Below are 16,002 nucleotides of genomic sequence, written 5' to 3' on the forward strand. Positions count from 1 at the left end.
ATGCTGCAGTGGAGCAATTTAAATTGGTCCTGTTAAGAGAGATCACGTTGGGTTGATCTGCAAGATGAAGTTGTAAGATGAGGGGGATAGTGTTATTGATATTTGTTGTGTCTTGCTGCGCTATCACCCATGGCCAGTCCGTCACGGTGACAGGCACTGTTTATGATCGTGAAAATGGTCTTCCCCTGAACGGGGTGGTGGTACAGGTGGATACGGATAGTGCGAGGGTGATCACAGATCCCTCCGGCCATTTTGAAATCCGGACAGGGAAGGCCGGAAAGGCCTTGCTGAAATTGGAAAAGGAAGCGTATAGAATGCACCAGGTTCAATTGGAATTGAAAGGCAAGGACATCCCGGTGCGAGATATATTCATGACATATTCGGGGACGCCCTGGGAAGTCTCCCTGCCACTACAGGAGAATGAGTTGTATGATGAGGAAAGTGGCTGGGGAGACAGGGTGCTCCTGCAGGCCGGTCGTGACATTTACCTGAACCGGGCTGCTTTTGATTTCGGCCAAGTGTATTTCCGGCTGCGTGGATATGACGCTGCTGAAAACGAGGTCTTATTAAACGGGTTTCCCATGAACAGCCTGCTAAGCGGCCGGGCGGAGTGGGGTCTCTGGGGAGGCCTAAACGATGTGACCAGGAACCAGGATATCTCTTATGGCCTGGGGGCTTCGGAGCACACCCCGGGCGGAATGCTGGGTTCTGTACATATAGATACTGCTCCCGGTGGCCTGCGAATGGGAAGCAGGATCACGGGTAGTTTATCCAATCGCAGTTATGCTGGCAGGTTTATGCTAACCCATGTGGGAGGTGATACCGGGGATGGATTCAGTTACGCCTTCTCGGCCTCCAGGCGCTGGGCCGGACAGGGTTATACCGAGGGCACGTCTTACGATGCCTATTCCCTGTTCTCATCCCTTGCCTATCGTTGGGCCAATGTGCACCGGCTCCTTCTCAGCCTGACCCGTGCCTATAACAGGAGGGGCAGGTCTGCAGCAATTACCTCCGAAGTATTTGAACTGGCAGGCCGGGATTATAATCCATACTGGGGTTGGCAGGAGGGGAAGGTGCGGAATGCGAGGCAGAGGATATTGAAGGAACCGCTATTCCAGCTACAGTATAGGATTGAAAAAGGCAAATTCCAGCTGCTGGCTGGCCTGGGTTATCAATGGGGTGAAAGATCGGATTCCCGGCTGGGCTATTACAACGCCCCCAATCCCGATCCGACCTACTACAGGTACCTTCCATCGTATTACCTGAATAGTCCGGCTTCCCCCAACCTGCTCAGCGCAGCACAGGCGGCAAAGGCTTTTTCCGCATCACCTCAATTCTTATGGGAATCGCTCTATACAGCAAACCAAAATCCCCTGCTAAATGGGAATGCTGCCTATCTCTTATCTGCTGACCGGGTACATACCCGGCTGGGTTCTGCCTATATAAGGGGAGACGTCGGGCTCCAAAATTTCCGGTTTTCCTGGGGAATTCCGATCCAGAACCTGCAAGCGAGGCATAGCGCCCGGTTGCTGGACCTGCTTGGGAGTGATCACCACCTGGACATTGACCCGTTCTCTGAAACCCGGAACGACCTGCAAGGGGAAGCAAGGAAAACCGAAGGGGATATCTTTGGATATGATTATTCTATCCTGGTAAAGCGATATAGGCCTTACCTGCAGTTGGAATACCGGAAGGCAGATATGTCTGCTTTTATTACAGGGTATTACGAACTGACCCAAATGCAGCGCGAAGGGCATTTTGTCAATGAAAGATATCCTGACAACTCTGCCGGAATAGGAGAAAAGCTGCGCTTTCCTGCGACAGGTGTAAAGGCCGGGATTCGGTACGGTATCAACGGCAGGCACTGGCTGGATCTCAATGCGGCTGGTTTTCAAAAGGCTCCCCTCCCCCAAAACACCTATGTCAATCCCAGGGATCATCATTTGGTTGTTCCAGGGGCGGCAGTGGAGGAAAACAAAGGTGTTGAAATTAATTATCACCTCAGGTCTCCATCCTGGATGGGCCGGCTGACCGCTTATTATACCAGGTTCCGTAACCGTTCTGATGTAAATTTCTTTTACGCAGACACCGGCCTGGGATCCGATTTCATCCAGGAGGTTATCACGGGGATAGATTACTTGCATAAAGGGTTAGAGCTGGGGCTGGAACACGAGATCGTGGCAGATGTAACCCTATCAGTAGTTGGTGCGCTTGGGGACTTTCGCTACAGCCGGGATCCGGAAGTCTACCTCTTTTTTGACACCAGTGGAAAGCAGGAAGAGCTGATCAATACTGACGGCAGTGCTTACCTCGGATATGCCGGTTTGCAGGACTATCACCGGGCATCCGGGCCCCAGTCGGCTTTCTCCCTGGGCCTGCATTACAGGGACCCTGACTTCTGGTGGGTTGCTGTCAACGCCAATTACCTGGCCGGGGCCTACGCGTCCATCACCACCCTGGCAAGAACGAGGCAGTTTTTACTCGATCCTGACACCGGTCTTCCCCATCCCGGGGCAAATGATGCAGTAGCAGCCGGTTTGCTGAAGCAGGAACCTGTTCCTGATATCTACCTGCTCAATATCACCGGGGGGCGTTCCTGGAGATTCAAGCAGTATTATCTCAGCTTCTTCATGAGTCTTTCCAACCTCTTTGACAGGGTTTACGCTACCGGGGGTTATGAACAGGGGCGGAATGCAAATTACGGGCAGTGGCTGAAGGATCACATCGGAGGCAACCCGTCATTTGGCACAAAGTTCTGGTATGGCCGGGGCCGGAACTTTTTCTTAAACCTGGCCGTCAGTTTTTAATTTAAATCGTGAAATTATGAAAAGTATGATGCGCCGATTATTTGGCTTAATTACCCTTCTGCTTATCTCTTCCTGTGTAAGTGATTTTTTGTCCGGCGGGGGAGAAGGAGAATGCAATGGAATACCGGAACCTAACCTGCTCATGAGTGAGCTGGTTTCACTGTATGAAGGTACGACCGTCGAGATAACCGAAGATTGGGTTATTGAGGGTTATGTGATCTCTTCTGACGAGGCTGGAAATTTCTTTGGGAGCCTGCATTTCCAGGACCATCCTTCCGAGCCCAGCTATGGCTTGCAGTTAGAGATCGATCTGCCAAAATCTTATCTCTGGTATCCTCCCGGGACCAGGATATTGGTAAAGCTCAATGGGTTGTACCTCGGGAAGCGAAAAGGTGTCCTGATGTTAGGAGGTGCCTTCCCGTCTTTTGGAAACCTGAGTGTAGGCCGGTTGCCGGCCAGGATGGTTCCGGAACATATAATTGCCGCTTGTGAGGAACCGGTTGAATTGCAGCCGGTAGAGACCGGTATTGCCGGTCTGGGTGAGATTCCGGTCAATACCCTGGTCCATGTTCAGGGGGTACAGCTGATCGAAGAAGAGAATGGGGAGCCCTTTGCCCTGCCCGAAACAGATACAGCCAGAAACCTGGAAGACTGTAATGGGGACCAATTGATCTTACAGAACAGCGGTTATGCCGACTTTGCAGCTACAGCACTCCCTTCCGGTAAGGGAGGTATAACGGCGGTCCATACCCAGGACAATAATAGATCCCTGCTTCGGATACGAAATCTGGAGGATATAGCTATGGAAGGAGATCGCTGCCTGGATGGTTATGTACCGGGGGAGACAGAATCCGGGGACGAACAGCAGGATGAGAATGAAGGAACAGGAGATACCAATGCCATCCTTATTACCGAATTGGCAGATCCCGATAATAACCCTGATGCCAGGTTCCTGGAATTGTACAATGCGGGAGACCAGGCGGTATCCCTGGAAGGATGGATATTACGGCGCTATACCAATGCCAATACAGAAGCAGGGGCTGTAACCGACCTTTCGGGTTTTACAATTCAGTCCGGGGGATTCTTACTGCTCTCCCCGGATGCAGTTACATTCGCTGCAATCTACGGGATTAATGCAGACCTGGAGGTCGCTGCCAACAGCGCGGCAGATTCTAACGGGGATGACAATATGGAACTGGTGAATGCCGAAGGGGAGATCGTCGACAGTTTTGGCCGGGTGGGAGAAGATGGTTCGGGAACCGATCACGAGTTTGAGGACGGCAGGGCAGTACGCCTTGCCTCAGTAACCCGGGGAAGTGCTGTTTTTAACCCGGGGGAATGGGAAATATATAATGATACCGGGGCAGCAGGTACCATCAACCAGCCTCAGCAGGCGCCGGGGGATTTTAGTCCTGGAATACGCTGAACTTAATAATCATGGAGGACTTCCATGACTGTTGAAAGATCTTTTGGCGTAACGGGTTTCAGGATATAATTGTGAACGATCTCGTAATCCTTTACACGTTCAAGGTCGCGTGGGTCTATTGAAGAACTGATAATATATATGATCAGGTGTTCTATCTTGGGATGGGTGATCTTCGTGAGTTCTTCCAGGAACTCCCAACCATTCATTATCGGCATATTCAGGTCGAGGAAAATGACTGAAGGGAAGTTCTCATCAGCATCTAAAATGGATGACAACCCGTCGAGGGCTTGTTGTCCATTCTGGTATACGAGAACTTCATCGCAGAAATTCACTTCTTTCATGATCCTTTTGGTGCCGTAGATAAAGATCGGATCATCATCGATAATACAGCTGGTGCGTATCTTTTTCACTTTGTGCTTTTTAATATCCTTCGTTCAGGGTAATAATGAATGTGGTCCCTACGTCCACCTTGCTCTCAACAGATATAGTGCCGTTCATGGCTTCTATCTGGTTCTTGGTAATAAACAAGCCGATCCCCTTTGCGTCCTTATGACTGTGGAAGGTCTTGTACATCCCAAAGATCTTATTCCTGTGCCGGTCAAGGTCTATTCCCTGCCCGTTATCGCCAAAACGGATAATAATTCGCCCGTTGCGTTTGGCAGAGGTTATGGTGATCATTGGAGTGCGATCGGGGGAGCGGTATTTGATCGCGTTAGTAAAAAGATTCAGGAGGATACTATCTAAATATGCGGGGACCACGTTTACAAAGTGGGATCTCGCTATTTTAATATGACAGGAGGTATTATTTGCCTTAAGGAGGGCATTCACATTCTTTTCCACAGCGGTAACGGCACTCAGAAGGCTTACGCTGGTCATTTTTTCAAGGGCCCCGGTCTTCACCTGTACTACTTCATTGAGGTGCTGTACCGTTTCGTTCAGGCTTTCTGAAGCATTCTTCATCATCTGGATGATGTTCTTCTGTTCAGAAGGATCTGTTTCCCCGTCGAGGAAAGTGGTTAGCATAGACATATTAGTGGCATGCGACCTCAAGTTATGGGAAACGATATGTGCAAAATTCAGCAGGCTTTCGTTCTGGTCCTTGGTTACGTTGACCAGGGTCTTTAATCGTTTTTCCGCGGCGATACGAGAAGAGATATCCATGATCTGGGAAATGAAGTGGGTAAGTTTCCCCTGTATGTCTTTCACGGCGGTTACGGTAAGGATAACATGGACCAGGTGGCCATCCTTATGGTAATAACGTTTCTCTATCTGGTATGAATCCCTTTTGCCTTTGATGACCTGTTGCAGGAGATCAAGGTCTTTATTCAGGTCATCCGGATGGGTGATATCCTGGAAGGTGAGCTTCATCAGTTCACTCCGGGAATAACCAATACTTTTACAGAGGCTGTCATTCACCTTCTTCCATCTACCGTCAAGACCTACAAATGCCATTCCTACAGCCGATTGCTCAAAGGTGCCGGTAAAGGATTCTTCGCTCCTGGCGAGTTCTAACTGGGCTTTTTTAAGTTCTGTTATATCCCAGTTGGTTCCGATCATCTTAAGGGCATTGCCCTTTTTATCACGCTGGGTCTCGGCCATGGCCCGGATATAACGGGTTTCCCCGTTGGGCCAGACTACCCTGAATTCCGTATCAAATGGTTTTTCTCCGCTGATGGCCATCTGTATTTCCTCGTCTCCTCTTTCCTTATCCTCTGGGTGTACAGCTGCCTGCCAGGCCTCGTAAACACCACTGAAATCCTCCTGGCGTATACCGTATAGCCTGTACATATTAGCATCCCAGACTAGTATATTCTGGACTATATCGTAATCCCAGATTCCTACCTGGGCCGCTCTGGTAGCGATCTCCAGCCGTTCTGAAATTATAGAGTTCTCTTCAGAAACTCTTTTTTGAATATCGATATCCTGGAAGGTACCATACAGCCTGACACATTTATTATTGAGAAACTCGGGTTGGCCTTTGGCACGCACCCATTTTTCATTCCCTTTAGCCGTAATGATCCGGAGCTCCACATCCCAGGGCTTCCCGCTCTCAATGGCCCGTTTGACCATCTTGGTAATCGTCTCACGATCCTCACCTTCTTTGTAGAAGTTTATACCCGTTGCCAGGTCAGATTCAAAGTCCGCAGGGACTTCGTGGATCTCCTTGGTGATCTTACTCCAGAAAATGCTGTTGTTGACCAGGTCAACCTCCCAGCCCCCGACATTGGCCACCTTCTGCGACATCCGCAGCAACTCCATTTCACGTTGAGCAGAAGTCAGGGACTCAAGGACCAGGACAACACCCCCTGCATCGCCCTCAGGATCAGACCAGGGGCTAATATTCCATTTTAACCAGTAAATGCTGCCGTCTGCCCTGACAAAGCGTTCCCCCTCATTGACTTCCGTCTTATTTTTGCTGAGGCTGTTTTTTATTGCATCTATGAGCTTACCCGGGATTTCCGGGGATATCTCGCGGAGGGTTTTTCCTTCTGTTTCACCGGGGGTAAGCCCATAACTTTCGTCAAAAGACCGGGAATTCGCAAGAATTCTCAGGTCCTGGTCCAGGGAAACCATTGGTACGGGGGAGTGCTTTATGAAGTTAAGCGTCTGGATATTTTGCAAAAGGATCAGTGTTTGTGGTTATTAACTCCAACGCTAAGTTAATACATAAAGTATTAGTGTAAGGCTTTACTCACGGGATTTTTGGCAGGTTTTCTCAATTTTGTAAGTCGGATTCTGCAGGTATTCAGGTAATTAGTATTTCTCAACGGAGTAAACTGGATTTTTAGCAACATCCGTACGGATATTGTCATAAAGTACATACATCCTATGGTGTTAAAGGCGGACTGATATTTTCCGATTCCGGTAAGATGTTCTTATCAGGGAGGGTTCTTATCTTTACAGGAAGATAATCTTGTGTATGGAACAATTTTTTAACGAGATACGGATTGGTAATAAGGAGGCTGTCAGCAGCATGCTCAGCAAGGATCCAAACCTGGTAAATGCCCGTGACCAGAGAGGCTCAACCCCACTGATACTCGCTGCTTACTATGATCATGCCGGCATAGTTTCAGAATTGCTGGACTACAATGCCCCGATAGATGAGAAAGATGCAGCCGGGAATACCGCACTGATGGGGGTCTGTTTTAAAGGCTTTAAAAAAATTGCCGAGCAACTGATCGCGGCAGGGGCAGATGTAAACGCTACCAATGCGATGGGGGGCAATTGCCTCATTTTTGCTATTACCTTTAAACATGTGGATATTGCTAAGTTGCTAATAGATCACGGTGCCGATACCAAAGCCAAAGATGCCAGGGGCAATACTGCCCTGGACCATGCACGCATGCAGGATGTGAAACCCCTTATAGAATTGCTTGAAAATCACTAGAATATGGCTGACAAACTGAACGTAGCACTTGTACAGACTCCACTCGTATGGGAAGACCCGGCAGCCAACAGGAATGTCCTTGAGAATTTCATCCGCGGAATTCGGGAAAATACCGACCTGGTCATCCTGCCGGAAATGTTCACTACGGCATTTACGATGACCCCCCAGCACATTGCCAAAGAGGAGGGTCCGGCGACGATCAATTGGATGCAGGACCTGGGCGGGGAACTGAACCTGGCAATAACGGGGAGTATTGTATTCCAGGACGGGGATAATTTTTATAACCGGCTTTGTTTTGTAACGCCGGACGGATCGGTTCACACCTATGATAAAAGGCACACCTTCACCCTGGCAGGGGAAGACAAGGTGTACCAGGCCGGCAGGGAAAGACTAATCGTGTCATTCAAAGGTTTCCGGATATGTCCCCTGGTGTGTTATGATCTCCGCTTTCCGGTCTGGAGCAGGAATACCGAGAATTATGACCTGTTGATCTACGTGGCCAACTGGCCGGCTCCCCGAGTTGCAGCATGGGACATTCTTTTAAAAGCCAGGGCGGTAGAGAATATGTCGTACTGCATAGGAGTTAACAGGATCGGGACTGACCATACCGGGCACGAGTATGCCGGTCATTCGGCAGTATATGATGCCCTGGGAAGTACGATTGCCTATTCGGAAGAAGAGACTGTGCTTTACGCTACGCTGGAGAAAGAAAAGTTAGATGAAGTGCGGGGAAAACTGAAATTCCTGCAAGACAGGGATGCCTTTACCCTCCAACCGTAAAGGTCTGCTCAAGTTCCCAGTTGGCCCTTACTTCAATGACCTCCGGGTAGTAGATCACCTTTTCTGGCTGCCTTCTTTCCAGATAGCGGCCGGTGTCCCATCGCTTGTTTTCATTGGTATCAAAGATCAGCCTCACCAGGTATTTCCCGGGATCCACATTATTGAATTCCAGTAGTTGTGATCCTGTGAGATAGCGTTCCCGCTTCACAGTTCCCTTTTCATCGGTCAGTTGAACGATCAGGGGAAAGCTGAGTTCTCCTTCTAACCGCATCCTCAGGTTGCCAAGGTCGGCATATCCCCCCGTAGATAGCCTGTAGAAAACACTGTCATTGGTCTGTCCGAAGAAATCCATAAGGCTTCGTTCGTCCAGGGTGATCCTGTAGTCTGTATTGGCATCTTTTTCAAAACTTATCCTCACCCGGTTCTCCAGGGTATCCAGTTCTGTTTGGAAAGGCAGGGGAACGGAATCCTGTGTAACTACGCTGATCCGGCGCCTGTCTACCGCTATGATGGGGGTGTTGGCCCCTATGGAGAAAGTTTCTTCAAATGGGAGCTTGGACCTGTGGCTGGGGTTGAGCAGCAGGGTGTCGGGTCCCAGTTTCCTGGTTTTTACAGTAAATGTATCTATCTGTTCTGTATTCTGAAGCCTTACCCGGAAGACCAGGGAATCTGCCTTGAAGGGGGTAAACCAGAAATTAAGCGAATCTTTACCCGGGATCCTGGAGACCATGGTCTTTACACTGTCCGGCAATTGGGTCAGGGGTTCGATAAATACATCAGGATCTTCTCCCTGGTAACCAAAGAGCACCCTGTTTGCTGCGGCAAGGCTGGGGGGAAGCATACTGTAATCCGGGATTTCCCGGAACATGTTCAGCAGGTAAGTAGTGTCTGTGGGCAGCTGTATGGTATCCTCCACGAACGCGATCTTATCTGTATCCTGGTTAAATACATTATTCTTTGCTTCATCTTTTACGCCTACCAGGACATACTTCCCGGCTTTCAGGTTGTTGAGCCTGAAAATCGTGGTGCTGTCCAGCGTATTGGTCATATAATTCGGGGGTTCGTTATAGATGGTAGAATCCGTATAACTACTGTCCAGTTCGTAGAGCATCACGCTGATGAACTTGTCGGCATTACGGTTAAAAGCATCCTTTACCACGCCCGAAAGGGTAAGGGAATCTATATAGTCGCCCGTAGAAAAGACATAGGTCAGGAAAGGGTTAGGATTTCCCTCGTTGTTATCCACGATACTCTGGCCAAAATTAATGGTGTAGGTCGTACTGTCGCGGAGGGTATCTTTCAGGATTATTTCGATGAATTTACTGGCACCACCCTGGGGTTTGATTTCAGGGGCGTATTTCAGTGGGGGGGATATGATCAGCTGGTTCTGCACATCCTGCAATTTGATGTATTCGTCAAAATAAAGCCTGATACGATTACTCTTGAAGTTTACGCTGAGATTATCCGGGTCTGCATCGATCATTACCGGCGCCTCAACATCTTTAGGTCCGCCGCTTGGACTGCCCCTCTTGGCACACTGAAGCAGGGCCGCGACTAACAGCAGGGCAAACATAAGCATCAGGGATCTTCGGAGCAGGGCCATAGGTCTATTCTGTGCTGGCAAAGAAACGATTAATTTACAGATTTATAAAATTAAGGAACCACGGCCATAGCAGCTATATAGACCTCCACATCCCCCGCTTTTTGCAGGGCCAGGGAACAGGCTTCAAGGGTTGCCCCTGTGGTGATCACATCATCTACCAGCAGTACTTTTTTTCCCCTGAGCTCTTCCCCGTCTGCCAGGGTATAGAGTTCCTGCTGGCTTTGCCAACGGAAAAACCGGTCTTTCCTGGTCTGTGTACGGACATTGGCCGTCTTTAACAACAAGCCCGTACGGAATTCCGAACCCATGACCCTGGCCAGCGCCTTTCCAAAATTGTCTACCTGGTTATACCCTCTCTGTCTTTGTTTCCTTGGGTGCAGGGGAACGGGAATGATATAGTCCGGGATGGCGGGAAGACCTGCTTCCATGAGGTCCTGGCCAAACCACTCTCCCAGGAATGTTCCCAGCTGCTGCTGTTTCCTGTATTTAAGGTAGTGGATAAGGTTTTTGACGATTCCATCCTCATGGTAGTAGAGAAACGCAGCCGCTTTACTGACATCCGTTCGTCCGTAAAAAATGCGGTCTACGGGATTTTCTGTCATGAAATTGTACTCGGTAAGGGGTAATTGATTCCGACAAAGGGTGCACAAAAGGTGCTCTCCTCGATATAATCGAGCGTTACATCCAAAACACAAGGGGGGTAAAAGGACCTTGTTGATGTCATTTAGTATATTTGATAGCTTAAGAAAAATCAAATCTTAGCGCGAATAACCAGCTGAAAAACTTAGCCTCGATTGAATGGATTTTCAAGATACTAAATTCAATTACAAGATCATATTTGCCACTCTGGTCGCCGTGATCCTGGGGATACTGATTGCCTTTTATTACAGCTACGCTCAGTCAAAGGCCCAGATCAGTTACCTCGAAGATGAACGGAACCTGCTGGTAAAGGACCTTACCATCATGAAATCCGAGGTTGACCGCCTGGCGGCTATGAACGAGGTGAACGAGATAGACCTTGAAGATTCCCGTTTCCGGGTAGAGCAGTTGCTGGATTCTGTCGGCCGACTGAACTTTACCGTGGGAAAGTTGCGTGAAGACCGCCGGAGGCTGCGGAAACTGGAAGCTATGTACGACAGCCTGAAGCTCAAGAACAACTACCTGGAATACAATAACAGCCTGCTGACCGAGAAATACGAGGAGAGCCGGGAGATCCTGGAAGAACTCCGGAGTAAGAGCAGTGCGCTGTCAGCCGCAGAGACCTTGTTAAGACGAAAGAACAGGGAACTCAGCCGGGAGCTGAAGACCAAGAATTACCTCAGGCTTCAGTTCGCCGAGGGGAGTGGATTCAGGCTCAGGAGTGAAAGACCAATAAAAACGACAAAGGCATCTACCATAGAAAAACTCCGTGGCTGTGTTACTATCCTGGAAGATCCGGGGGCAGAAACCCAGCAACGGGTAGTTTACCTGCAGTTCCTGGATCCCCAGATGCAGGTGATAGAGGATAATGCCAGCACGGTTTCCGTGAGCGGGAACATCTACAGTAAAAGGGTGGAAGTGCTGTACGAGGGAGACGAAATGATGATCTGCGACTTTATCACCGTTCCCGAAGCATCACTGCAGGAAGGCACCTATACCCTCAATGTTTTCGAGGATGAAAAACTCCTTACTTCCTCTGAATTTCAGCTAAAATAATTACGGCAGTTCTAGGCTAATATTCTATTTTTGCCGCATGGCAAAGCAAGAAGACAATTTCAAGAATGTAATATCCCACGCCAAAGAATACGGCTATGTATTCCAGTCGAGCGAGATCTATGACGGCCTGAGCGCGGTCTACGATTACGCCCAGAACGGTGTGGAACTGAAGAAGAATATCAGGGAATACTGGTGGAAGGCCATGGTGCAGATGAATGAGAATATCGTGGGCCTGGATTCGGCCATCTTCATGCACCCGACTACCTGGAAAGCATCCGGGCACGTTGATGCTTTTAATGATCCCCTGATCGATAATAAAGACTCCAAAAAACGATACCGGGCAGACGTACTGATCGAAGATCACGTGGCCAAGATTGAAGCCAAAATAGAAAAGGAAGTCAGTAAGGCGGCTAAACGCTTTGGTGACGCCTTTGACCAGGAACAATTCGAGGCCACGAACCCAAGGGTACTGCGCTACAAAGAGGAGGCAGACACCATTATGAAACGGATGGCCGGGTCCCTGGAAAAGGAAGACCTGCAGGATGTAAAGAACCTGATCGAGGAACTGGGCATTGCCTGCCCCCTTTCAGGATCAAAGAACTGGACAGACGTTAAGCAGTTTAACCTGATGTTCGGTACCAAACTGGGAGCTTCTGCAGAAAGTGCCATGGACCTCTACCTGAGACCTGAAACTGCACAGGGGATCTTTGTGAATTTCCTGAACGTTCAGAAGACGGGGAGAATGAAGATCCCTTTCGGAATTGCACAGGTAGGAAAAGCGTTCAGGAACGAGATCGTTGCCCGGCAGTTTATTTTCAGGATGCGCGAGTTTGAACAAATGGAGATGCAGTTCTTTATAAAACCCGGCACCCAGGGCGAATGGTACGAGACCTGGAAAGAAAGAAGGATGAAGTGGCACCTATCTCTCGGGATAGGGGAAGAGAACTACAGGTTCCACGACCACGAGAAACTTGCCCATTATGCTGACGCCGCCGCTGATATAGAATTCAGGTTTCCCTTTGGACTCAAAGAATTGGAGGGTATCCATTCCCGGACGGATTTTGACCTCGGGAGGCACGAAGAATTCTCCGGAAAGAAACTACAGTATTTTGACCCGGAAACGCAGGAGAGTTACGTGCCTTACGTAATAGAGACCTCTATCGGCCTTGACCGGATGTTCCTGGCTGTTTTCTCGAATGCACTGCAGGAAGAAACCCTGGAAAACGGGTCAACCCGGACCGTGTTAAAGTTACCGGCAGTACTCGCCCCGACCAAGGTAGCCATTCTGCCGCTCGTCAAAAAGGATGGCCTTCCCGAAGTAGCGATGCAATTACTGGAAGAGCTGCAGTGGGACTTTAATGTCACCTATGATGAGAAAGATGCCGTTGGTCGCCGTTACCGCAGGCAGGATGCCGTGGGAACACCTTTCTGTGTGACCGTGGATCACCAGACCCTGGAAGATAATACCGTTACCTTACGCTACCGCGACAGTATGGAACAGATTCGTATCCCGATGAGCGAGGTAGCTGCTAAAGTAGCCGGGGAAGTGGATATGAAGCACTGGCTTCAGAAAATGAAATGATCCTTATAACCGGTATTCTAATCGCAGGCTGCTGTAAAAATTGAGGTTGTTCCCCGGGTAATAATACCTGGGGGCAGAACCTCCGAAGCCAACAGCATTGATCAAAACCGACCGGGCATAAGCGGTGTCGAAGAGATTGTCTATCCCGGCAGATAAGGCTAAGCTCCATCGCGGTCCCAGGTCCCTGCTGTAACCGAGCTTGGTGTTTACAAGATCAAAAGCCTCACTGTCCAGGGTATTTGCATCGGTCAGGGGAATTGCGCCCACATGTTCAAGGCCCAGGGACCACCACCAACCCGCATCCCCTGCGAGTCTCCACCCCGCAGTATAGCGGTGCTTCGGCACCCCGGTCAATGGATTGCCGGAATAATCATTATCTCCATCCACGAAATCGACAAACTGGTGATCGCTGAAAGTGTAACTCAGGTAAGGCATCCACCGGATTCCCCGCCAGGGTTTCAGTAATAACTGTGCGTCCAGTTCCACTCCCTGGTGCCTGGTCTCCCCGGCGTTCCGGCCGATAAACTGGTCCTGCCCGACTCTTTGGGCTACCAGTAAATTCCGGATATCCATTCGGTAAACGGAGAGGTCCACCTTCAGACCGGGATCACTGAAATACCAGCGACTTCCAAGTTCGTAATTCATCCCGGTCTCCTGGGAAATATCCGGGTTGATCACCCCATCCGGGGTAAGGGTCTCCTCAAGGCTGGGGTTAGAGTAACCCCTGCTGATATTCGCATAGAGATGGCGGGAAGGTGTCAGGCGGTATTCCAGGTCCAGGCTTGGCAGGAACAACAGGTCAAAATTCCTCTCGGCACTTCGGTTCTCTGCCCCCTGCCTGAAATCATCCCGGAAATCGTAATAGGTCTTGTTCAAGGCTAGTCCGGCCCTCGCTTTAAATCTATTGGTAAAGGGCCATTCCAGGCTGCCGAATGCGTTGAACTGCCGGCGGAATTCCCGGTTTTCACTCAGCTGGGTTCCCTGCAGGCTGCCTTGTCCATTATTCTCTTCGTAAAGGTTGTCATAGGTGCTCCAGTGGTATTCGTCCTTGTAGAGTTCGGCTCCCACGGAAAAGGGTGCGGCCTGTTCCCCGGCTGGAACTGCACCCTCAAAGATGCTTCGGAATCCATATCCATGGGTGAATTCGTCCAGGATGTTGAAAGGCCGGGGTTCATAATGATCCAGGTAGGAATAGAAAATGCTGGTATTATTGCGGAGCCCAGGGGTGATCTCCTGGCTGAGGTTCAGTCCGGCCAGGGTATAGTTGTTGTCTTCGTAACCCCGGGCTTGGCGCCATGTGAATGCTGCCTTCCTGGGGTTTTCCCGGAAGTCGGTTTCATTCAGCGAACTCGGAATCTGGGCAAAGTAATCGATATGGTTGACCAGGAGCCCTAGTGTGGTCTGCTCACTTAATTTAAAGCTGGAGTTCAGCAGCAGGGCATCTCTTTCAAAATCGTTGTTTTCCCGGTATCCTCCTGTCTCCAGGTGGCCGTAGGTCAGCTGCAGGTCATACTGCTCCTCCGAGATGGCAAACCCAACATTATTCTTAAACAGCTGGTAAGAACCCAGGGTGGTAGTATTGTAAACACGGTTTGCCGGGGCTCCGGATCGCAGCAGTATGGCACCACCCAGGTTAGCGCCGTAAGCACTTCCCTTAGGGCCTTTGATCACTGTGATATCAGCGAGATTTTCCAGGTCAAATAGTTCGATCGTGGAAAACCCCGTTCCGTTCGTCACCGGGATGTTGTTGAAATACAGGCGGACCTTATCGGTACCAAAGGGAGTACGTGCGCCCACTCCGCGAATGGTGATCCGGTTGGTATTCTGGGCGCCGGATAAAAGGTATACTCCCGAAACCCTGTTCATGGCAGAAGGCAGGTCTATGGGGTTCCGGGCCTCGAGGACTTCAGGACCCAGGCGTTGAACATCCGTGATGCCTATAGACACCGGCCGGTCTACAGGGTCGTAAAGGATGACCTCCTGCAGGTAGGTGACAGAATCCTGTTCTTGCTCCTGTGCCCAGACAAATGTTAGGAGCAGGGTGAATATAAAGGAGAGCTGTAACTTTTTCATCAGAACCGGACTCCTATGGCCAGGCCGGCGCGGTAAATAAAATCACTCTGGTAAGACTCGGGGTTCAGGTTACGACCAAAGCCGCCGAACACCTCGAGTGCAAATCGTTCGCTCCGGGTGGTCCATTTATTTCCCATCCCGATCCCCATGGCAAAACTACTGTAGTCGTTATTACGGTTCCCGAGTTCCGTGGTCTCTATCTCGTCTTCCCCTGTGAAATACAGGCCAAAGGCTTCGGCAAAGAAACCGGATCTGGGCTGGTAACCAAAATACGCCCTCAGGTTGGGACCTATCCCGAAATTCCCGTTAAAATCGGTCGGGTCGTCATCCAGGTAGAGGGTTCCCCCAAGGCTGACATCATCGTTCAGGTAGTATTCGTAGGAAGCTTCTACCGTGGTAGTGGCCAGGAAAAGCCCGATATTGAATTTGACTTCGCTCTCCAGGTCAGGATTGGGGTAAGCCTGCCCACGGGCACCCATGAAAAGCAACAGTAAACAAGGTAACAGCAATTTCTTCATATGGGATAGTTCTAGGATCTGTGTAAAAATACATATCTCATTTCTTAAAATCTCACCTTTGTTCATAACACCTGTCTATAGGGGATAAGAACTTACTGCTTTAAATGTTGGACATGGCGGTGAAACATTG

The 16,002-nt window shown here is 49.7% G+C and carries 12 protein-coding genes; 6 read left to right on the forward strand and 6 right to left on the reverse strand.

Translation table 11 applies throughout. The features are described 5' to 3' along the window. The first annotated feature begins 77 nt into the window (after positions 1-77). A complete protein-coding gene (locus CLV82_RS04620; protein WP_133643112.1) occupies positions 78-2,807 on the forward strand; it encodes a TonB-dependent receptor in 2,730 nt (909 codons plus the stop codon). Positions 2,808-2,823: 16 nt separating this feature from the next. Then, a complete protein-coding gene (locus CLV82_RS04625) occupies positions 2,824-4,233 on the forward strand; it encodes a DUF5689 domain-containing protein (protein ID WP_133643113.1) in 1,410 nt (469 codons plus the stop codon). Between the two features lie 2 nt (positions 4,234-4,235). On the opposite strand, the gene CLV82_RS04630 is transcribed toward CLV82_RS04625, so the two are convergent. Next, positions 4,236-4,643, reverse strand: coding sequence for a response regulator (locus CLV82_RS04630; RefSeq protein ID WP_133643114.1), 408 nt, complete (start codon positions 4,641-4,643; stop codon positions 4,236-4,238). 10 nt (positions 4,644-4,653) lie between these two features. Then, positions 4,654-6,855 (reverse strand): PAS domain-containing sensor histidine kinase, encoded by a 2,202-nt coding sequence (locus CLV82_RS04635; protein WP_133643115.1) that lies wholly within the window; start codon positions 6,853-6,855, stop codon positions 4,654-4,656. Positions 6,856-7,153: 298 nt separating this feature from the next. Between CLV82_RS04635 and CLV82_RS04640 the strand changes: the two genes are divergently transcribed. Together CLV82_RS04640 and CLV82_RS04645 are read left to right on the forward strand one after the other, a co-directional pair. After that, on the forward strand, positions 7,154-7,621 hold the full coding sequence (locus CLV82_RS04640) for an ankyrin repeat domain-containing protein (RefSeq protein WP_133643116.1): 468 nt from the start codon (positions 7,154-7,156) through the stop codon (positions 7,619-7,621). Positions 7,622-7,624: 3 nt separating this feature from the next. Next, complete coding sequence (locus CLV82_RS04645) at positions 7,625-8,401, forward strand: amidohydrolase (RefSeq protein ID WP_133643117.1); 777 nt, start codon at positions 7,625-7,627, stop codon at positions 8,399-8,401. On the opposite strand, the gene CLV82_RS04650 is transcribed toward CLV82_RS04645, so the two are convergent. Both CLV82_RS04650 and CLV82_RS04655 read right to left on the reverse strand, forming a co-directional pair. After that, entirely contained in the window at positions 8,385-10,025 is a 1,641-nt protein-coding gene (locus tag CLV82_RS04650; protein WP_317128269.1) for an Ig-like domain-containing protein, read from the reverse strand. The genes CLV82_RS04645 and CLV82_RS04650 overlap by 17 nt on opposite strands. Before the next feature lie 29 nt (positions 10,026-10,054). After that, the gene (locus CLV82_RS04655) at positions 10,055-10,606 is read right to left on the reverse strand and encodes a ComF family protein (RefSeq protein WP_243744142.1); all 552 of its coding nucleotides are present in this window, start codon (positions 10,604-10,606) and stop codon (positions 10,055-10,057) included. Between the two features lie 196 nt (positions 10,607-10,802). On the opposite strand from CLV82_RS04655, the gene CLV82_RS04660 reads away from it, so the two are divergent. Continuing rightward, entirely contained in the window at positions 10,803-11,699 is an 897-nt protein-coding gene (locus CLV82_RS04660) for a hypothetical protein (RefSeq protein ID WP_133643118.1), read from the forward strand. 37 nt (positions 11,700-11,736) lie between these two features. Then, positions 11,737-13,281, forward strand: coding sequence for a glycine--tRNA ligase (locus CLV82_RS04665; RefSeq protein WP_133643119.1), 1,545 nt, complete (start codon positions 11,737-11,739; stop codon positions 13,279-13,281). A gap of 3 nt (positions 13,282-13,284) precedes the next feature. Here CLV82_RS04665 and CLV82_RS04670 read toward each other — a convergent pair whose 3' ends face one another. Next, positions 13,285-15,354: a TonB-dependent receptor family protein gene (locus CLV82_RS04670; protein WP_133643120.1), complete on the reverse strand. Its 2,070-nt coding sequence runs from the start codon at positions 15,352-15,354 to the stop codon at positions 13,285-13,287. Beyond that, entirely contained in the window at positions 15,354-15,872 is a 519-nt protein-coding gene (locus CLV82_RS04675; protein WP_133643121.1) for a DUF3575 domain-containing protein, read from the reverse strand. Before CLV82_RS04675 ends, CLV82_RS04670 begins: the two co-directional genes overlap by 1 nt. Between the last annotated feature and the right edge of the window lie 130 nt (positions 15,873-16,002).

This window comes from Zeaxanthinibacter enoshimensis (assembly GCF_004362865.1).
GTDB lineage: Bacteria > Bacteroidota > Bacteroidia > Flavobacteriales > Flavobacteriaceae > Zeaxanthinibacter > Zeaxanthinibacter enoshimensis.